Raw genomic sequence first — 17,663 nt, forward strand, 5'->3', positions numbered from 1 at the left:
GAATGCCCCGATGAAAAAGTTTTTCAGCCTGCTCGCGACCTTGCTGGTACTGGCCTTGGCGATCTGGATTGGCCGCACGTTGTGGGTGCACTACATGCAAACGCCGTGGACCCGCGACGGCCGCGTGCGCGCCGACATCATCAACGTGGCCGCCGACGTCACCGGTGAAGTGGTCGACGTGCCCGTGCGCGATAACCAGTTGGTGAAAAAGGGCGACCTGCTGATGCAGATCGACCCCGAGCACTACCGCATCGCCGTCAAACAGGCGCAATCCCTGGTCGCCTCGCGCAAAGCCACCTGGGAAATGCGCAAGGTCAACGCCCACCGCCGCGCCGACCTCGACGCCCTGGTGATCTCCAGGGAAAACCGCGACGACGCCAGCAACATCGCTGACTCGGCCCTGGCGGATTACCAGCACGCCCTGGCGCAACTGGAAGCGGCCGAACTCAACTTGAAACGCACCCAGGTCGTGGCGGCAGTGGACGGCTACGTCACCAACCTCAACGTGCATCGCGGCGACTACGCACGCATCGGCGAAGCCAAGATGGCCGTGGTGGATATGAACTCGTTCTGGGTCTATGGCTTCTTCGAAGAAACCAAACTGCCCCATGTGAAAGTCGGTGACAAAGCTGACATGCAACTGATGAGCGGCGAGACATTGAAGGGGCACGTAGAAAGCATCTCGCGCGGCATCTACGACCGCGACAACCCGGAGAGTCGCGAGCTGATCGCCGATGTGAATCCGACCTTCAACTGGGTGCGCCTGGCCCAGCGGGTGCCGGTGCGGATTCATATTGATGAAGTGCCGCAGGGGGTGTTATTGGCGGCGGGGATTACCTGCACGGTGATTGTCGATAGCGTGCCCCTGGCCGAATAAGCACCTTAGCTGGCCTACACCCTTATCATCGATACCCGAGACGTTCGCACCGGCAATGATTCGCTGGTCACCCCGTTCGGTCAGCAGCACAGGGGGGGATCTGGGTTCGGACTGCATGTCGTTGTAACCCTGGTTGTTGAAGGCCAGATCCAGCACGCCGTGGGTTTTGAATTGAGCGATGTAGATCCAGTTGCCGGTTGACGCCGTCACCAGGTTGCCTGTGCTGGTTTGCATGATGCATTGCCAGCCATTGTCGTGGTTGCTGTCGAATTGGCTGACCAGGGGTTTACCGTTGTTGAACAGTTGGTGCACGGCGCCGTTTGGGGTAATCGCCTGCATGAGACCTTTTGTGCTTTCGGCGCCGCCCTGCCCAATTTGGCCGGCGCCAACAAGACTGTTGTCCGCGCGCTCGGTCAGAGCGTTGAAGGTGGTGTGATCCTTGATACTGTCCATGGGATGAAACCCCGGCGTCTTGGGACTGCCAAAGCCGGCGTCCGGGCTGCCGTCAGGGTTGAGGCGGGCAAACAGGGCGGTCTTGAGGGTGGGGATAAACCGGGCATGTCCAACAAACACTATTTTGTGATCACTGCCCTGGCTGATACACGCGTTGACCGCCGTGGCCACATTGGAGCCGGCAAGTTTGAACTCCAGCCTGCCAGTTTTGTTGAAGCTTTCGTCCAGTGCACCATTGGGCTGCAGGCGAAACAGCACACCCACTGTCTGGTCCTGATTGTCGTGGGCTACATAGTTGGCGCTCACTAAAATACGTCCGTCACTCTGGACGTGTACTGTCGCTGATTCTCCTATGAGTTCTTCGTAGTCCTTGGTGGGCAGAATGCGCCGTCCTTGCTCGGCAAAATTCGTGTCGGGCTTACCTTCGCTGTTGAAACGTGCAATCACCAAGTCCGCCCAGCCATTGGATGCACTGCGCCATGTCCAGCCCAGCATCAGGATGTTGCCGGCCGATTGTACGGTCAGCCTTGAACCACCGGCCGGTAGCGAGGGTAAAAAATCACCGGTGACCAGCCCGTTCGTTCCAAACGATCTATCCAGGCTGCCGTCGGCGCTCAGGCGGCCCAAGCCGTATAGGTATTGGTCGTCGTGGTTTCTATACACGCTGGCGCTGAACAAAAGCTTGCCATCCTTCGCGGTTGCAAGTCCTCCGAAGCGAAAGCGAACGTTCAGATCACCATGATCTTCGAGAATTTTTTCCAGGGCTTGCACCCCTCCAATACCGAAGTCGGGATCCAGCGTGCCGGGTTGCGTCTTTGAGGGTTTTTTGGACTTACGCATCAACGCATCCCTTCGTTGGTTGGAGAGGAAAGTCTGCCGCGTGGATACCACGTGTGCTCAAACCCGGCGACGTTTTCAGTCTGTTCCTGGGACACCCCCTCGTCTACTGTCAGATCTGACAGGTGCTAACTGGCCATTAGTTGTTGCGCGCCTGAGGCACAAACGTCTCATGCAAATGCCGCCATAACAGCGCACCACTGGCCTGCTTCTCGAACACTACGGTGGCGCGGCGATCGGTCTGTGTGCCGCTGGCATCGATCTGATGCTCGCGATAAGTCACCGTTGCGCCGCGCGCATGCCGGTCAATCCCAGCCATTTCACTCAAGGTGATCTTCAACCCCGGGCGCATACCACCCAGGCGAGTGAACAGGGCGTTGACCCCGGCTGCATTGACGCGTGTGCCGGTGGCGGGGGCGATCATGCTGAACTCCGGGGAGAAGCGCGCAAGCAGGCTTTGCAGGGTGCCTTCCGGCGCAACCCCGGCAAACCATTGCTCGATCTCGACGTGGGTCTGGATCACTTCTTCAAAAAAATCGCTGTAGTCGATCATTTACAAACTCCCATTCAAACCAAAGCGTTTTTTCAACACGGCTTCCAATAATCCCTTGGGCAACAACGCGGCCATCAACGGCAACGCCCGGCTGCCATTGCCCGAGCGCAACAGGCGCGGCGGCTGTGGTTGTTGCACCGCCTTGAGCACATCCGCTGCAAACACGCCGGCCGGGGTGGGCTTGTCCTGAGAGGCCTGGCTGCGTGCGCGAATGCCCTCGCGCAACGGCCACCACGGCGATTTTTCGTTGATTAACAGCTCGGCCTGGGCGCCGGCGTTTTTGGCAAAACTCGTATTGATGGCGCCGGGCTGGACTTCCATCACCCTCACCCCAAATGGTGCCAGCTCCATGCGCAGTGCATCACTCAATGCATGCACAGCCGCCTTGGACGCGCAGTAGGCGCCGGCAAACGGCGTGACCAGCACGCCGGAAACGCTGCCGATATTCACCACCAGCCCTTTGCGCTTGCGCAGGGCCGGGAACAGCGCCTGGGTCACGCCGACGATGGAAAATACGTTGGTCTCGAACTGGCGCTGCATCGCCTCGGTACCGCCATCGAGCAGCGGGCCCATGGCGCCGTAGCCGGCGTTGTTGATCAGTACATCCAGCTCGCCCAGTTGTTCGGCCAGACGCTGTAAAGCGGCACTGTCGTTGACGTCGAGTTCAACGGCATTGAAACCCGCAGCGGCGAGGGCGGTGACGTCTTGCGGGCGGCGGGCGCTGGCCCACACGTTGAAACCGGCGGATTTGAAGGCCTCGGCCAGGGCGCGGCCAATACCGCTGGAGCAACCGGTGATGAGTACGTTGGGCATGGATCAGTCCTTTGTCAGTCCGAGAAACTGCCTTGCAGGTGCTCGGCGCGAAATTCCAGGGTTTGCGCGCGGTAGCCGGGGCGCAGGGGCGGGGTGGGCAGGCAGTCGTCCCAAGTGGCGCCGGCCTGCAACTCGCCGGGGCCACGATAGCGCGGGGCGGCGTAGACGTTGTCGGCCAGGTTGACCGTATCGCCCGGCGCATAGGCGGCGACGCGCCAGCGCAGTTCGGTGAGGGGGACGTCGTTGCCGTTGTTCAGGGTCAGCTTGAGCGGGCGGTCAGCCGGGCATTCCTGCGGGGCGTAGGTGATGCGCAGTTCAAGGCGCGCCAGTTGCGAGGCTTCGCGGTTGTCCAGCCACACCACCCACACCGCGACAAGACCCAGGCCGACGGCAGCGGCCAACGACACCGGCAATGCCTTGGCCGGGTAGCGCAGCAGGAGGATCAGCCAGGTGATGATCAGTAGAACGCCGAAGAACATGGAGACCACCTCGAGTAGGGAACGAGCATCCTAACTTAAGCGTAGGTGGGATTGGCTACCTTGAGTGCTGTGGTGGGTGTGCCGGCCTCATCGGGGGCAAGCCCCCTCCCACATTTGAATGTATTCGCAGATCAAAGGTGGGAGGGGGCTTGCCCCCGATGAGGCCCGCCCAGCCAGCGTAAATCCCAAACAAAAAGCCCCCACCCAACCCACTGCGGATAGGGGACGCAATGGGCTGGGCGAGGGCTTCTTGTACGACTGTTTTACTGCGCGATAGTTTTCACCGACACGCCACGTTCAACCGGCGTCGAGCGCCCGTAGATATCTTCGAAGCGTTCGATATCGTCTTCGCCCAGGTAGCTGCCCGATTGCACTTCGATGATCTCCAACGGGATCTTGCCCGGGTTGCGCAGGCGGTGCACCGAGGCGATCGGGATGTAGGTGGACTGGTTCTCGCAGAGCAGGAACACGTTCTCGTCACAGGTGACTTCGGCGGTGCCGCTGACCACGATCCAGTGTTCGGCGCGGTGGTGGTGCATCTGCAGCGACAGGCACGCGCCCGGCTTGACCGAGATGTGCTTGACCTGGAAGCGACCGCCCATGTCCACCGAGTCGTAGGAGCCCCACGGACGATAGACTTCGCAGTGGTTCTGGGTTTCGCTGCGGCCCTGTTCGTTGAGGGTGTTGACCATCTGCTTGACGCCCTGGACCTTGTCCTTGTGGGCAATCATCATCGCGTCCTTGGTTTCCACCACCACGATGTTTTCCAGGCCGATCACCGACACCAGCTTGCCGTTGCCGTGGATCATGCAGTTCTTGCTGTCCTGGATCACCACGTCGCCCTTGGTGACGTTGCCGTTGGCGTCTTTATCGTTGACCGCCCACAGCGACGCCCAGCAACCCACGTCGCTCCAGCCCGCACTCAGGGGGACCACGCAGGCGCGCTGGGTTTTTTCCATCACGGCGTAGTCGATGGAGTTGTCCGGGCAGCAGGCGAAGGTGGCTTCGTCGAAGGTCACGGTATCGGCGTCTTGCTGGCTGCGCTCCAGGGTCAGCACGCAGGTGTCGTAGATGTCCGGATCGTGCTTTTTCAGCTCTTCCAGGAAGCGGCTGGCGCGGAACAGGAACATGCCGCTGTTCCAGAAGTAACCGCCGCTTTTGACGAATTCGACGGCGCGTTTTTCATCGGGTTTTTCCACGAACTGCTGTACGCGGCTCACGCCTTCGGGCAGCAGCGAATCGTTGGTGGACTTGATGTAGCCGTAGCCGGTTTCCGGACGGGTCGCCGGCACGCCGAACAGCACCATCTCGCCACGCTCGGCGGCCACGGTGGCCAGGGCCAGGGCGCGTTGCAGGGCTTTCTGGTCGTCGATCACGTGGTCGGCCGGCAGCACCAGCATCAGTTCGTCACGGCCTTCGTTGACCAGCATCATCGCGGTGAGGGCCACGGCCGGCGCGGTGTTGCGGCCGAAGGGTTCCATCAGGATGCGCTGGCATTCCAGCTTACGGTTAGCCAGTTGCTCGTTGACGATAAAGCGATGGTCCTTGTTGCAGACCACGATCGGGGAGTCCATTCCTTCGAACACCAGGCGTTCCAGGGTTTGCTGGAACAGCGTGTGCTCGCCGGTCAGGGCCAGGAATTGTTTGGGGAACTGTTTGCGGGAAAGCGGCCAAAGACGTGAGCCGCTACCACCGGAAAGGATTACTGGGATCATGTGTTTCTCCTTGAATCAATTTGGGTCAGAGCTACGAAGGTTTGTCGTTTCACTCTTGTTTTTGTCTCGTGTCCGGGCCGGCCGCAGCCGACCCGGAAAATTCATTCAGCGGGTCGACACCGGGCGTTTTACCCAGACTGGCGAAATGCTCGAACCCGAACCGGTGACGTACAGCACCGCTGCTTCACCGCGCTCCAGGGCCACTGGCTTGACGTCGCCGACTTTCTTGTCGCCGTCATACAGCGCCAGGCTCACCTTCACCGGGTTGATCTCACGTTCGCCACGGCCTTTGGCGGCCACCGACTTGACCACGTCGGTCTTGCCGTCGGCGGTTTTCAGGGTCAGGGCCTTGTCGCTGAGGTTCTGCACGCGCACCAGGGATTTCTGCTTGTTCTTGAACGGTGGCTCTTCGATCAGCTGCGGCTGGCCGCTGTTGTTGTTGACCAGGGTGTAGTAGTGGTCCGGGGCGAGCTTGACCGGCACGGTCTGGCTGCCGACCTTGGCGCTGTAGTCGCCGCCGGGCATGAAGCTGAAGTCGCTGCTGGCCAGCGGGGCCACGTCGCTGAGGTTGGTGCTGCCGACAGTGGCGCTGACTTCCTGGTTGGAGGCGTTGTAGATCCGCACGAAGCTTGAGCCTTTCGGTGCAACTGGGCCGTACAAGGCAGCGTCACCGGCGAAGGCGGACAGGGATACCAAGCTCATACCGGCAGCCAGGGCCAGAGTCTTAGCGAGACGACGCGGAGTAGTAGTGAAAGTCATGTGAGTTACCTCTCTTTCAGTTTTGCGCCCGGTCGGGCGTCTCGGATTTTGGGTTTTTAGCTGGGGTGTTCAGTGCCATGTTTTGTTGGCGCGAACCGGCTTGTTTAAGTTGCGCAACCCACGATGGGTCGGCATCACCGATTTCGTTGTTCACGGGCAGATAGCGTTCAGGAAACTCCCAGATCAGCACCTGTGGCGGGCTGTTCTTGAAGTCGTCACTTTTCAGGTAGCTGAGCATCGGCAGGATCGGGCCATGGCCGTCTTCGGCGTAGCTGACCACGTCGCTGCCCAGGGCTTGCTTGAGGGCGCCGACGAAGTTCCAGTTGGGGTTGGCGCTGTAGCTGGTGCCCACCAGGGCCACCGGGGTTTCGCTGTCGCTGAACAGCGCGTCGTCGCCTTTGGTTTCGGCCAGGTGCGTGACGCGTTTTTCCAGCGGCTCTTTCGGTGGCATCAGGTTTTCGAACAGCGGGTCCAGGGGCAGGAACAGACGCAGGTCGCCTTTATGCGGCTCGGTCTTCTCGGCCTCGGTGACAAAACGCTGCGGCTCGCCGTGGAGCGGGGTCTTATCGGCGATGGTTTTAGCCAATTGCTTGGCAGCGATTTCGGCGCCGTCCGGGGTCCAGTGGGTGTCGGTGCGCAGGAACACCTGCTTGCCGCCCAGCTTGGCCTGTTGCAGCGGGCCGAGCAGGTCCGGGGCGATGATCTTGTCGGCGGCCACACGGGCGTGGAAGTCCTGGTACAGGTTGGCGTGGATGCTCGCCGGTTTCACTTCACCCAGGTGCTCCGGGTACAGGCGCACCTTGGCCGGCACGATCGCCATCACCAGTTGGATGCCCTGGGCCTTGAGCTTCTGGCGCACGCCTTCGACCAGCGCGTAGTTGCCTTGAAGGTTCTGGTCTTCGTTGACGGCGGGGTTGAACTCCTCGTCGCTGTACAACCAGTGATCGCGGCCCAGCACCACGCCAGGGCGGCCTTCATTGAACAGCTTGTAGTCCAGCGCGGCCCAGAGGTTGGTGCCCAATCGCTTGATCGGGAACTCCTCGTCGTAATGGGTCTCGACGGCCTTGGTCCAGCGACCGTTGAGCACGGTCGCGTCGGCGTTGGTACTGAAGCCCAGGAAGCTGCGCAGCGACCAGGCGCCCAGGGCCAGCAGCAGCACCAGGAACAGGCCGATATAGAGGACGCGTAATGAACGGGTCATGGTCGGCTCCCTCAGAATTGGAAGTAAAGGAACGGCGAGAAACTCTGCGCCGACAGTTTGAGAATCGACGCCACGAACAGCAGCAGCACCGCCGCGCGCATGGCGTAGCGTGGCCAGTCAGCGGTCCAGTAGGCCGGTTGCACGGCAGCGTCACGACCTACGGTGAAACCTGGCTCGTGGATGCTGCCCGGGTTGTCGCCCGGCACGGCCTTGATCAGGCTCGGGTCGGCCGGCTTGGTTTTCTCGGCAGGGCGGTTGGTGTAGAAGTCGCGCAGGCCGAAGAACGCCAATGTTGCGTACGCCACCACCAGGGTCGCGACTTGCAGGCCGGTGAGGCTGGCGCGGTTGAGTTCCGACAGCGACCACTCGCCGAAGCTGAACATCGCACCGTACATACGGCCCGCGACGTGGAGGTTTTCGGCGCGGAAGATCACCCAGCCCATCACCACCAGCAGGAAGGTGAAGGCCCAGCGCAGTACGTTGAAACTGCGCGGTGCGGTGTTGAGGCCGATGGCTTTTTCAATCGCCAGCCACATGCCGTGCCAGGCACCCCACACGATGTAGGTGATGTTCGCACCGTGCCACAGGCCACCGAGCAGCATGGTCAGGAACAGGTTGCGGTAGGTGGTCAGCGTGCCTTTACGGTTGCCGCCCAAGGTGATGTACAGGTAGTCACGCAGCCAGGTGGACAGGCTGATGTGCCAGCGCCGCCAGAACTCGGTGATCGACTGGCTGATGTACGGCTGCTTGAAGTTTTCCATGAAGCGGAAACCCATCATCAAGCCCAGGCCGATGGCCATGTCGCTGTAGCCGGAGAAGTCGAAGTACAACTGCGCGGTGTAGGCCAGCGCCCCCAGCCAGGCATCGCCGGTGGTGGGGTTTTGCAGGGCGAAGCAATGGTCGGCCACCACCGCCAGGGTGTCGGCGATGAAGACCTTCTTGATGAAACCCTGCATGAACCGCGTGCAGCCCTCGGAGAACTTGTCGAGGGTGTGGGTGCGGTTATTGAACTGGTCGGCCAGGTCGCGGAAACGCAGGACCGGGCCGGCGATCAGGTGCGGGAAGATCGCCACGAACGCCGCGAAGTCGATGAGATTGCGGGTCGCCGGGGTATCGCCACGGTACACGTCGATGATGTAGCTGATGGACTCGAAGATGTAGAACGAGATCCCGATCGGCAGCAGCACGTGGGTGAGGATGAAAGGCTCCAGGCCGGCCGACTTCATCATGACGTTGATGCTGTCGACGCCGAAGTTGGCGTACTTGAAGTAGCCGAGGATGCACAGGTCGACCGCCACGCCCAGCAGCAGCCAGCGTTGGGCCGGCTTGGTGCGCACGCCGGCGGCACCGACCTTGAGGCCGATCCAGTAGTTCCACAGCGTGACGGCGGCGAACAGCGCCAGGAAGTCCACTCGCCACCAGGCGTAGAACACGTAGCTGGCAATCAGCAGCAGCAGATTGCGATAGCGTTGCCCGCTCAAGTAGTACAAGCCGAGAAAGATCGGCAAGAACAGAAACAGGAACACATTGGACGAGAAAACCATCCCGATCTCTCCATGTTTAACCAACAGTCAAGGGCCAGAGCCCCCCCAAACCCCCCCACGAAAAGACGGGGAGGGCGGTACAACATTCCTACTGACGAAACTGGCTCAAAAATGTGGGAGGGGGCTTGCCCCCGATGGCGGTGTAACAGTCGCCATCTGTGTTGAATGACACCCTGCTATCGGGGGCAAGCCCCCTCCCACATTTTTTACCGAGTTCGCTCAGGAACCTTTGTTGCCTTTTTCATGCGTCGGGTCGTAGACCTTGGTCAGGTCACCCCCGAGGCGGAAGGTCTTGAACGGCTGCATGCCATGCTTGCGTTCGATCACATCCGGTGCGCAGGTGTAGAGGGTGCAGAAGGGTTCGAGCCAGGCGAATTTCATGTCCTGCTTCAGGTCCTTCATGTCCTGCTCCTTGCCGTTCTTCTGTTCGAAGATCTCCGGGTCCTTGACCCCGGCCAGCACTTTGTCGCCCAGGCGCTTGAGTGCGCTGTTGTTTTCCTGGCGCAGGTCGACACCGTTGACCAGGGCAAAACTGGCGATCATCGACAGCGGCGGCAACGCGTAGTTGTGGTACGACAAGGCACGCTGCTGACGCTTCAACTCGTTGGGCAGGAAGCCTTGGTCGTCGACCTGGTTGACGCCAACCTTGTATTCCTTGACGGCCCAGTCAAACAGGTCGCGACGGTTGGTGGCGACGGACGTTGCCATCACCGACCAGGCGGCCCAGTAGGAGTGGTTGTTGGTTTTTTCCAGCGGCAGGTTGTCCCAGTCGCTGACCACCTGATCGGCCAGTTTGTTGAACCAGGCTTCGATCAGTTGCGACTCCTGCTTGTGGTTGGCCAACGGGTGCGAGTCGGAGAACTTCAGGCGCACATAGGCCGACGCCATGCTGCCCAGGGCCCATTTGCGCATGGACTTGCCGGTGTGGTTGAAGTCCTTGGACATCAACGCATCGGCCTTGGCCCACGACACCAGCCAGTTCAGGGTGCATTCGAGCTGCTCCGGGCGACCGTCGCGCATGAATTGCATCACGCGCTTGCTGGTGTCTTTTTCCAGCTTGGTGATATCGGCGGTGCTGTCGCGAAAGGCTTTTTCCGACTGCACGTTCAGGGTCGAACGGGCTTTGTCGGAACCTTCGTACTTGCTGCGAAATTGCAGAGGCCCGGTGTAGGGCGTCGGCATGGTGTCGCAGTTTTCCTTGAAGTCGCCGGTCTTGAACGCTTCAATCGGTGCGAAGTAGCCCTGGGGCGGACGCAGCGGGGCGGCGGCGTTGACCGAACCGGCGAAGATCGCCAGGCCCAGTAACGATGGAATCCATAACTTCTGCATAAGTAACCTCATTGCCCTGTCGAGGCAGTCTGTTGACCGCCCGCTGGGAATACGTTGCGTGTGCAAATTTTCGCTTCGACCTTCTGCGCGGCAGCGCCCGCTTCGGGGCCCTGCACTTCCACGGCCAGCAAGTTCTGCGAGGCCCAGTCTTCATCGGTGCGCAGTTCAAAGGCGAAACGCCCGTCTGTTTCGGATGTTTCGGGTTTCTCGATCTTGATGTCCTCGTGGCGCCCGTTCATGTACCAGAGGGTGGCTTGCAAGGTTTTCACCGACGGGTCGGCGAAGCGGATATCAACCTGGTGATTGGCATTACGCAGGTCTTTGTTCGAACTGTTAACCAGCAATTCGTTCTTGCCCGGTTTCAATGTAGTGCTCGCGCTCATCTGGGCGGTCTTGCCTTCGCAGCCGTTGTCGAGCAGCGCCATCATCTGGCGGTAGATGGTCTCCTGGTCCAGGCGATACAGCGGCGAGAACTCCCAGATCAGGATTTTCGGCGGGCTCTTCTGGAATTCGTCGCTGCCCAGGTACTGGATCATCGAGCCTTCCAGGCCACCGCCGGGGAAGGCGACGTTGAGGATGTCGGCACCGATTTCCTGTTCCAGGAAACCGGCAAAGTTGTAGTTCTTGCCACTGTGGCTGGTGCCCACCAGGGTGATCTGCGGGTTGCCCGAATCGCCGAACAGGTCGCCGTCGCCGGCTTCGCCTTTCGGCTCGGTGGTGAACTGGTCCATGTACTGGATCGCGTAGCTGGTGCCGCACAATTGCCCGGCCATGTTGTGCAGGGTGCCGGTCTTGCCCATGCGTCCGGAGCGCTTGGTCTCGAATTCGCGCTTGGGAATATCGGCGAACTCAGGCATTGCACGCACCTTGGCGCCGACGATTTTCGCCGTGCGCTGGGCGCCGTATGGAGTCCAGTGCTGGTCGCCGCGGAAGTAGAAGTCGTGGGCCGGCAGTTCGTCCGGCAGTTGCTCGTTGGTCAACGGCGACAGGTCCGGCACCACGTAGCCCATCTTGGCGAAACGGCCGAGCATGGTCTTGTAGTTGCCCAGGGCCTTGTCGAAATCGAACGAGGCTTTTTCCGCGGGGTTGAGCTTGTTGCGGTTCACCAGGCCACGGGTCGGCTGGTAGACCACTACCAGTTCCACGCCCTTGGCCTTGAACGCGTCGTGCAGTTGTTGCATGCGCTTGTAGCCGGCCGGGCTGGTGTCGAACTCGGTGCGCAGGTCTTCCTGGGTACGGAACAGCCAGTCGCCCTGGGCTTGCACCAGGGTGGTGAAGTTCTGCTGGTAGCGCGTGGTGTAGTTCTTCGCGTCATGGGCGGCCGGGCACAGGCTGCAGCAGGGTTCGGCGGTGAAGGTCGGCGCCTTGATTTCGTCGGCGCGCACGCCCTGGCTGGCCGCGAGCAGGCCGAGGGCCAGACCCGAGAGGCTCAGCAGTTTGATCATGTGTGGGTGCATAAGGGTCATCCTCAGTCCTGCATTTCGGTCTGGCGTTCGACAGGGTCGATCAGCACGGCTTTCTGCTGGCGCACCAGCAGGTCGAGAATTTCTTCCTGGCGATCGCCCAGCACGCCGGAAAAGCTGATGCCGCTGGATTTGGTCGGCGCCAGCATCGACACGCGGTACAGCTCGATACTCAGTGGCGAGTCGATGGACAACGGCCCGCTGCCGTTACCCGCCAGTTCACCGCCGACCACGATCAGCGAGACCTTGGCGTCGAACGGGTCGAGGGCGATGTCGCGGTCGGTGTCGGTCAAATCCTTGATGTGGCCGTACACGCCGGTCAGGCCGTTGGCCATCGAGGTGTTTTCGTACAGCTTGATATTCACGCTGTTACGCACGCGGATGCCGTGGCGACGGTTGCTGATCACCTTGTTGCCCCACAGCAGGTTGTCGCCGCTCTCATAGAGGGTGATGCCGTCGGTGTGGTTGCGGTAGATCTCGTTGTCGGCGATCAGGTTGTTCACGCTGTTACGGTCGATCACCAGGCCCGAAAGCTTGTTGTCGTAGCTGCGGTTGTTGAAGATGAAGCTGTCGTTCACCTCACGGGAAATGATGATGCCGTGCTTCTTCTTGGTGCCGTAGACGGTGTTGTCCGCGATGATCAGGCCGTGGGAACGGTCATGGGGGTCAATGCCGTAGACGATGTTGTCTTTGTAGGTATTGCCCTTGATCACGAAGCCCGTGGTCTCGTAGCAGTAGAAGCCGTACCACATGTCCGAGAACTCGGAATCGATGATCCAGCCGGTCGGCTCGGGGCGCTTGAGCACCTTGGCCATGTTCGGCGTGTACTGGGAAATACTCACCCCGTACGACTTACTGTTGGCATAGCCGAAACTGGCCATCTTGGTCTTGGAAACGTAGGTCTCGGTGCCGCCCCAGGCCAGCAGGAACGGGCGGAATTCCTTGGGCGACTTGAACAGCGCCGGGCCATTGGCCTTTTCGCTCCAACCGGTGATCTTGGTGTCACGCACGAACAGCTGACCGTCGTTGATCAGGAACGAACCACCCTCCTGGGACAGGCGCAGCTCCTGGGTGTTTTTATCGATGTCCAGGATGCCCTTGCGCCCGACCACGATCGGCAACTTGGCCAGGAACACGCCCGGCGAAGTTTCGCTGAAGTACTGCTTGGGCACTTTGCCCAGCAGGTCCTTGAGGTTCATGTAGCCGTCGTCGACAAAGATCGCCTGGGGAATGCCGTGCTGGCGCACCACCCATTCGGCCATCTTGTTGTCGCCGCCGATAAAGTCCTTGAGGGCGTCTTCCTGCATCATGCGGCGGATGCTGATCTTGCCGGGCTTGGTGCGTACGATCTTCTTTTCCATCGCTGCGGCGGTATAACCCGACAGGTCAGGCAGGGCTGGCTTGGCCATTTCCAGCGGCGCGGTCGGCGGGCTGGAAATGGTGTAGGTCTTGGCCTGTTGCAGTTCCTTGGCGATGGTCGGCGCCTTGGCCGCCGTATCGGCAAACGCTGTGGCACTGGCCATCAGCATTGCCGCGACGAGTAGGCTTTGAGCATTCATTGCGCAGGCTCCCATCAGAATTTCCAGATCACGTCGACAAACGCGCGATGCATGTACGAGTCGACCTGGCTGCCATAGGCATCACCTGGCTTGAACACACCGGCACGGAACCGCACCAGGGCTGATGGCTCGTCAACCGACTGGCTGAGCGCGGCCGGCAGCAGGCCGGTCTTGAAGTACTTGGTGACGACAAGGTCCATCTCCTGGCCCAGGTCTTTCTTGCCGTCTTCAAGGGGCAGGGAAGTGCTGGACAGGATCGCGCCGGTGACGTCATCGGTGTTGTTCTGCACGGCGTCGATGCCGTTGCTGCCGACTGGCTTGTTGCCGTCGACGCGCCAGAACTTGTGGTACACCAGGCTGGCGTCGTAGTCCTCACGCAGCTGCCAGGAACCGAACAGGCTCATGGACTGCATGTTGTTCATCTCGCCACGAAACGCTTCGCCGAAACGGTGCACGCGGGACTGGGTACCGGTCCAGTTCGAACGGTTGCTTTGCAGGCCGTTCTGCTCGTACTCGGCACTGGCGCGGGCATAGGCCGCACCCACTTGCCATTGCGGGTCCAGACGCAGGCGGATACCCAGGTCGGTCGCCCAGCCACTCACGTCATCGCTGCGCTTGGCCTCTGTCGGGCGGGTGCCGTCGGCGTTCAAGGCATTGACCGAGTCGCGGTCGCCTTTCATGCCGGTGATGCTGGCCCAGTAGTTGACGGTGTTGGTGTTGCGCCAGTTGTAGGCGTCGCTGTTGGCTTCGATGCCGAGCCAGGTCAGGTCGCCGTTCTCGCGCTTGTCCAGGGAGTCGGTGGCGACGCCCGGTTCCGGGTAGTCGAGTTTGCCGTTGTCATGGGTGTGGTGGCCACGCAGGCCGATCCACTGGCCTGGCGTCCACTGGTAGGACGCGTCGGCGTAGAGGTGCTGACGGTCCTTATCCTTGGGCGACAGTTCCTTGAGGTCGGTACGGTATTCGCTGAAACGTTCGGCGACGCCGACGTTGGCCTTGAGCAGGGTGGTGTCGAAGGTCCAGTTCAGCGCTTCGATGTTGGTGTCGCGCCATTGGCCGTCGTCGTTGCGCAGGCGTTGGCGACCAAGTTTGAGGATCTCGCCGGGGTAGGGCGTGAAGCCGCTGTAGCCGACCCAGAACTCGCGCATGGCCAGGTAGTTTTTCTTGGTCTTGCGGTCGTTGTTGGTGGTTTGCTGGTTTTCGTCATCCGCCGACTGTTGCAGGGTGTCGGTCTCGATGATGTCGCTCGAAGCAACCGCCTGGCCCATGGCGTAGGCGCTCCAGTTGCCGCTTTCGCCGTAGATCCACGGGCGCAGGTCGAGGCCGATGCCGTTGACGTCGCCGCCTTTCTGGGTGCCGAGGTCGCGGTCATCTTCGGACTGGCCGGTGACTTTGACTTCCAGGCCGAAATTCTTGGCTTCGGTCAGCGCGGCCAGGGTCGGGCACGACCACAGCAGGGCGAAGGTCAGGCCGATGCCGGCCTGCACGAATGGATTGAGCTTCATAGGGATTCCTCGCCGTCTTCTTCTTCCAGGGCGTGCAGTTGCAGCGTGCTCTGGGCCAGGGTGCCGCGGGCGGCCAGTTCCTGTTGCACCAGGCGTTGGCCCTGGGCGCGTTGTTCCGGTGTAAGCGGGGCTTCGAGCTGCGTGGCCAGGTCGTTGGCCTCTGGCGTGCCCTGGGCTTTGGCCAATTGGCTGAAGACATAGGCATTCAATGGGTCGGGCTTGGTGCCCTTGCCTTGGGAAAACAATTGGGCGATGGCGAAGTCGGCGCTGTTCTGGCCGTTGCGCGCAGCGGTCAGCAGGTGGTCCAGGGCTTTTTGCGAATAGACCTGGCCCAGGTAACCACGGCGGTAGATCTGACCGAGGTAGTAGTCGGCAGCTACTTCGCGGCCCACGGCTTTCTGGAAGTGCGCTTCAGCCGCCTTGGCGTCCGCCGGCACCCACTTGCCTTCGTAGTAGAGCTTGCCCAGCAACAGCTCGGCGCGCGGCTGGTCGGCGGCGCGGCCGTTGTCCAGGTATTTCATCATCTGGTCGACGTCGCCCAGTTCGGGGAAGTCGTAGAGCAGTTGCGCCAGGCTGACCCAGGAAGCGGGGTAGCCGGGGGCGATTTTTTCCAGTAGGGCCTGGGCGGTTTTCTCGTCGGTCTTGCCCAGCGTGGCGTCGCCCAATACGCGGGCGACGCTGTCGACGCGTTGGGCGGTGACGGTGCCGCGGCTGTAGCCGGCTTCCATCTGCTTGAGCAGTTCGGCCTGTTTTTCCGGCTGGGCTTTTTTCTGGTAGACCGTGGCCAGCTCGACATAGCAGATATCGGTGGTGTTCAGCGCGGCCTTGCAGATGCGCTCCACATCATCCAGATGCTGGTCGTAGGTGTCCTGGGTGCGATACAGCAGGACCTGGGCCAGGCCGGCTTCCGGGTAACCGGCGGCCTGCCACTTGCTGATCTGCTGCTGGGCATTCACGTTGGGGAAGCTGTGGGGGTATTGCAGGTACAGCATCGCCAGCGGGATCAGGGTGTTGCCTTCGCCATTGGCAAAGGCTTTTTTCAGCAGGCCTTCGGCTTCATGGTGTTCGGCTTCGGTGGAGCCTGGCTTGGCCACCAGCAGGCGACCGAGGCGGGCCTGGGCGCGCGGCGAGGTATCCGCCGCAGCGCGGTAGGTGGCCTCGGCCTGTTTGATTTGCGCCGGATCGCGGGTGCCTACCTGGATATCGGCCAGGCCCACCTGGGCCTCGCTGTAACCCAGTTCTGCCAGTTGCTGGTAATTCTGCTGCGCGGTGACGGTGTCGCCACGCTTGAGCGCTTCATTGGCCAGGCGTTGGTCGGGCAGGCCGGCGCAACCGGCGAGGGCGATGGCCAGCGCCAGGGGCACCGGCAGGGTTCGAAGGGCGCTCATGATTAAAGACCCGCAGCCATGGCTTTATCGATCAGCCAGTTCAGGGATGGGCCACGGTCGCTGGTCACTTCCACCGGGCGGCCGGCGTAGGCGCTGTCCAGCGGGGCGTCAGGCTTGATCTGTACGCGGATGTCGGAGGACAGGTCGGCGCTGTTCAGGCTGGTGCTGCTGACGATGGTGCCGGTGCGGGTCTGTTCTTCGTCGGCCACCTGGAAGCTCACCGGGGTGCCTGGGCGCACGTCACCGAACTGGCGATAGGTAAAGCGAGCTTCGACGTTAGCCTGGCTGCCGCGTGGCACCAGTTGGAAGATCACGTCGCCTTTGCTGGCGTACTGGCCGTCGGCGACCAGTTGCTGGGCGACCACGCAATCGCATGGCGAGGTGAGGGTGCCGGTCATTTGCTTGCCGAACAGCTCTTCGACCTTGGCCGGCTGCAGCTGGTCTTCGTCCAGGTGGCCCTTGAGCACATCCAGCATGCTGGTGCTGAAGGTCGCCAGTGGCGCACCTTTGGCCGCCACCGCGTCACCTTTGAGCAGGCTTTGCACGGTGCCGTCGCGGGGCATGGTCACGTTCATGCCGGGCACGCTGACCAGGCCCGCCTGGGCGTGGCTGACGAAGTACATGCCGTACACCGATTTGAACACGAAGCCGAAGGCTGCCAGGCCGACGAGGAAGATCGCCAGGCTGAACGTCACGGCGCGCAGGCGACCGAAGGCGCTCATGTTGCTGCCGCTGTCCTTGACCTTGCGCGCCTTGGTGAAGTTGTCGCGTTGCAGGGTCGCCAGCACGTCACCCATGGTCACGATGTCGCCGGACAGGTGCGAGGTGATCAGGTGGCGCAGGGTGGAAATATCCTGGGCGTCGAGGTTCTGGAACTGGCAACCGGTGCGGCCGGTCTGGCGGTCGTAGGAGCGGATCTGCAGCTCCACATCCATGGCCAGGCCGAGGTTATCGATGACGAACTGCAGGCGACCCTTGTGCACTTCACCCACGGTCAACGGCTGGGTGGCGGTGAACGCCAGGCCGCCGGCGGACAGGTCGATCACCCGCGCTTCGGTCTGGGTGCGGTCAGTGTTGAAGAAGCGCAGCTTGGCCGGGATTTTGACCCGGGCATGTTGACGCTGGGCTTCGGACTCGTGGACAACGTTGGCATTTACTTGGCTGTTCATGACGGTGTAATTCCTTGGTTAA

At 61.4% G+C, this 17,663-nt stretch carries 15 protein-coding genes; 1 reads left to right on the forward strand and 14 read right to left on the reverse strand.

The genetic code is table 11. The features are described from left to right. Positions 1-10 precede the first annotated feature (10 nt). Positions 11-877, forward strand: coding sequence for an efflux RND transporter periplasmic adaptor subunit (locus B9N88_RS11505; protein ID WP_027604740.1), 867 nt, complete (start codon positions 11-13; stop codon positions 875-877). Here the strand turns inward: B9N88_RS11505 and B9N88_RS11510 are convergent. From B9N88_RS11510 to B9N88_RS11575, 14 genes are all read right to left on the reverse strand, one after another. Further along, positions 818-2,170 (reverse strand): hypothetical protein, encoded by a 1,353-nt coding sequence (locus B9N88_RS11510; protein WP_027604739.1) that lies wholly within the window; start codon positions 2,168-2,170, stop codon positions 818-820. The genes B9N88_RS11505 and B9N88_RS11510 overlap by 60 nt on opposite strands. A 136-nt stretch (positions 2,171-2,306) precedes the next feature. Beyond that, on the reverse strand, positions 2,307-2,720 hold the full coding sequence (locus B9N88_RS11515) for a hypothetical protein (RefSeq protein ID WP_027604738.1): 414 nt from the start codon (positions 2,718-2,720) through the stop codon (positions 2,307-2,309). After that, entirely contained in the window at positions 2,721-3,533 is an 813-nt protein-coding gene (locus B9N88_RS11520) for an SDR family oxidoreductase (protein ID WP_027604737.1), read from the reverse strand. Between the two features lie 14 nt (positions 3,534-3,547). Beyond that, on the reverse strand, positions 3,548-4,012 hold the full coding sequence (locus B9N88_RS11525; protein ID WP_027604736.1) for a hypothetical protein: 465 nt from the start codon (positions 4,010-4,012) through the stop codon (positions 3,548-3,550). 263 nt (positions 4,013-4,275) lie between these two features. Further along, positions 4,276-5,727: a mannose-1-phosphate guanylyltransferase/mannose-6-phosphate isomerase gene (locus B9N88_RS11530; protein WP_027604735.1), complete on the reverse strand. Its 1,452-nt coding sequence runs from the start codon at positions 5,725-5,727 to the stop codon at positions 4,276-4,278. Between the two features lie 105 nt (positions 5,728-5,832). Continuing rightward, positions 5,833-6,486 carry an alginate O-acetyltransferase AlgF gene (locus B9N88_RS11535; RefSeq protein WP_027604734.1) on the reverse strand — a complete coding sequence of 218 codons (654 nt, stop codon included), beginning with the start codon at positions 6,484-6,486 and terminating at the stop codon, positions 5,833-5,835. Positions 6,487-6,502: 16 nt separating this feature from the next. Next, positions 6,503-7,687, reverse strand: a complete 1,185-nt coding sequence (locus B9N88_RS11540) for an alginate O-acetyltransferase (RefSeq protein ID WP_027604733.1) — start codon at positions 7,685-7,687, stop codon at positions 6,503-6,505. A gap of 11 nt (positions 7,688-7,698) precedes the next feature. After that, entirely contained in the window at positions 7,699-9,231 is a 1,533-nt protein-coding gene (locus B9N88_RS11545) for an MBOAT family O-acyltransferase (protein ID WP_027604732.1), read from the reverse strand. A gap of 219 nt (positions 9,232-9,450) precedes the next feature. Beyond that, entirely contained in the window at positions 9,451-10,560 is a 1,110-nt protein-coding gene (locus B9N88_RS11550; protein WP_027604731.1) for a mannuronate-specific alginate lyase, read from the reverse strand. An 8-nt stretch (positions 10,561-10,568) separates the two neighbouring features. After that, positions 10,569-12,017, reverse strand: a complete 1,449-nt coding sequence (locus B9N88_RS11555) for an alginate O-acetyltransferase (RefSeq protein WP_027604730.1) — start codon at positions 12,015-12,017, stop codon at positions 10,569-10,571. An 11-nt stretch (positions 12,018-12,028) separates the two neighbouring features. Beyond that, complete coding sequence (gene algG, locus B9N88_RS11560; RefSeq protein ID WP_027604729.1) at positions 12,029-13,597, reverse strand: mannuronan 5-epimerase AlgG; 1,569 nt, start codon at positions 13,595-13,597, stop codon at positions 12,029-12,031. Further along, positions 13,597-15,084 (reverse strand): alginate export family protein, encoded by a 1,488-nt coding sequence (locus B9N88_RS11565; protein WP_027604728.1) that lies wholly within the window; start codon positions 15,082-15,084, stop codon positions 13,597-13,599. Before B9N88_RS11565 ends, algG begins: the two co-directional genes overlap by 1 nt. Next, positions 15,081-16,472, reverse strand: a complete 1,392-nt coding sequence (gene algK / locus B9N88_RS11570; protein ID WP_027604727.1) for an alginate biosynthesis TPR repeat lipoprotein AlgK — start codon at positions 16,470-16,472, stop codon at positions 15,081-15,083. The genes B9N88_RS11565 and algK overlap by 4 nt, the downstream gene beginning before the upstream one ends. Before the next feature lie 2 nt (positions 16,473-16,474). Further along, a complete protein-coding gene (locus tag B9N88_RS11575; protein ID WP_027604726.1) occupies positions 16,475-17,641 on the reverse strand; it encodes an alginate biosynthesis protein Alg44 in 1,167 nt (388 codons plus the stop codon). Between the last annotated feature and the right edge of the window lie 22 nt (positions 17,642-17,663).

Origin of the sequence: Pseudomonas sp. LAMO17WK12:I1, assembly GCF_900177315.1 — a bacterium.
GTDB classification, from domain to species: domain Bacteria; phylum Pseudomonadota; class Gammaproteobacteria; order Pseudomonadales; family Pseudomonadaceae; genus Aquipseudomonas; species Aquipseudomonas marginalis.

What these genes read in the sequence shown, in the direction of transcription:
- B9N88_RS11525 (WP_027604736.1), bottom strand. Translation starts at nt 4,012, where the DNA reads ATGTTCTTCGGCGTTCTACTGATCATCACCTGGCTGATCCTCCTGCTG.
- B9N88_RS11565 (WP_027604728.1), bottom strand. Translation starts at nt 15,084, where the DNA reads ATGAAGCTCAATCCATTCGTGCAGGCCGGCATCGGCCTGACCTTCGCC.
- B9N88_RS11540 (WP_027604733.1), bottom strand. Translation starts at nt 7,687, where the DNA reads ATGACCCGTTCATTACGCGTCCTCTATATCGGCCTGTTCCTGGTGCTG.
- B9N88_RS11530 (WP_027604735.1), bottom strand. Translation starts at nt 5,727, where the DNA reads ATGATCCCAGTAATCCTTTCCGGTGGTAGCGGCTCACGTCTTTGGCCG.
- B9N88_RS11545 (WP_027604732.1), bottom strand. Translation starts at nt 9,231, where the DNA reads ATGGTTTTCTCGTCCAATGTGTTCCTGTTTCTGTTCTTGCCGATCTTT.
- B9N88_RS11555 (WP_027604730.1), bottom strand. Translation starts at nt 12,017, where the DNA reads ATGCACCCACACATGATCAAACTGCTGAGCCTCTCGGGTCTGGCCCTC.
- B9N88_RS11505 (WP_027604740.1), top strand. Translation starts at nt 11, where the DNA reads ATGAAAAAGTTTTTCAGCCTGCTCGCGACCTTGCTGGTACTGGCCTTG.
- B9N88_RS11575 (WP_027604726.1), bottom strand. Translation starts at nt 17,641, where the DNA reads ATGAACAGCCAAGTAAATGCCAACGTTGTCCACGAGTCCGAAGCCCAG.
- algG (WP_027604729.1), bottom strand. Translation starts at nt 13,597, where the DNA reads ATGGGAGCCTGCGCAATGAATGCTCAAAGCCTACTCGTCGCGGCAATG.
- B9N88_RS11535 (WP_027604734.1), bottom strand. Translation starts at nt 6,486, where the DNA reads ATGACTTTCACTACTACTCCGCGTCGTCTCGCTAAGACTCTGGCCCTG.
- B9N88_RS11515 (WP_027604738.1), bottom strand. Translation starts at nt 2,720, where the DNA reads ATGATCGACTACAGCGATTTTTTTGAAGAAGTGATCCAGACCCACGTC.
- algK (WP_027604727.1), bottom strand. Translation starts at nt 16,472, where the DNA reads ATGAGCGCCCTTCGAACCCTGCCGGTGCCCCTGGCGCTGGCCATCGCC.
- B9N88_RS11550 (WP_027604731.1), bottom strand. Translation starts at nt 10,560, where the DNA reads ATGCAGAAGTTATGGATTCCATCGTTACTGGGCCTGGCGATCTTCGCC.
- B9N88_RS11520 (WP_027604737.1), bottom strand. Translation starts at nt 3,533, where the DNA reads ATGCCCAACGTACTCATCACCGGTTGCTCCAGCGGTATTGGCCGCGCC.
- B9N88_RS11510 (WP_027604739.1), bottom strand. Translation starts at nt 2,170, where the DNA reads ATGCGTAAGTCCAAAAAACCCTCAAAGACGCAACCCGGCACGCTGGAT.